The 301-nt window shown below is 72.8% G+C and carries 1 protein-coding gene; it reads right to left on the bottom strand.

The window, feature by feature from the left end; all coding sequences use genetic code 11:
• Positions 1 to 136 precede the first annotated feature (136 nt).
• A partial coding sequence (locus JHD82_RS29650) for a CsbD family protein (RefSeq protein ID WP_199140498.1) occupies positions 137 to 301 on the bottom strand: 165 nt, incomplete at its 5' end.

Below are 301 nucleotides of genomic sequence, written 5' to 3'. Positions count from 1 at the left end.
CCCCCCCCCCCCCCCCCCCCCCCCCCCCCCCCCCCCCCCCCCCCCCCCCCCCCCCCCCCCCCCCCCCCCCCCCCCCCCCCCCCCCCCCCCCCCCCCCCCCCCCTTTTCAAGCCGAAGACGGCATACGCGATCAACGTCAGCGTCTCGTGGGCTCGGAGATGTGTATAAGAGACAGGGCCAGGCCCTGGCGCTCCTGCAGCTTGCCCAGGAATTGCTCGCGCTTGCCGGCGATCACGTCCAGATCGTCATCGGTGAGCTTGCCCCATTGCTCACGGATCTTGCCGGTGAATTGCTTCCAGTT

The organism is Delftia sp. ASV31, assembly GCF_016428765.1.
Classification (GTDB): domain Bacteria; phylum Pseudomonadota; class Gammaproteobacteria; order Burkholderiales; family Burkholderiaceae_C; genus Comamonas; species Comamonas acidovorans.
Note: the sequence above shows the minus strand (reverse complement) of the source record. Positions and strands in the feature narration are given on the sequence as shown.